1 protein-coding gene is annotated in these 305 nt (G+C 52.5%); it reads right to left on the bottom strand.

Translation table 11 applies throughout. The annotated features are described in order from the left end of the window. Positions 1-278: polysaccharide biosynthesis C-terminal domain-containing protein (locus EXE45_RS17025; protein ID WP_241989517.1), on the bottom strand; the 278-nt coding region annotated here is incomplete at its 3' end. Between the last annotated feature and the right edge of the window lie 27 nt (positions 279-305).

Raw genomic sequence — 305 nt, forward strand, 5'->3', positions numbered from 1 at the left:
ACACAGGCAACCACCAGTGAGAAGGCCGATCGTTGGAGAGTCGCGACGACCGGCAGGTAGACGAGACCGGCAACTATGGTGGCGACGACTGCCGGTTTAAATAGACCCATCGAGATGGGATTAACGTCAATTTTATTCCATATTTGGTAGATGTACAATACCCCTAAGGTCAGGTACGAAGCCGTCGTGGCGAGTGCGGCACCGAAAGCCCCAAAATCAGGGATGAGTGCCACATTAACCACCACATTGAGTACCGCAACGAGGAAGTTGTCGTACATGATGAGTCGAGTCTTGCCGATCGAGGT

The organism is Halorubrum sp. SP9, from assembly GCF_005435015.1.
Taxonomy (GTDB): Archaea; Halobacteriota; Halobacteria; order Halobacteriales; family Haloferacaceae; genus Halorubrum; species Halorubrum sodomense.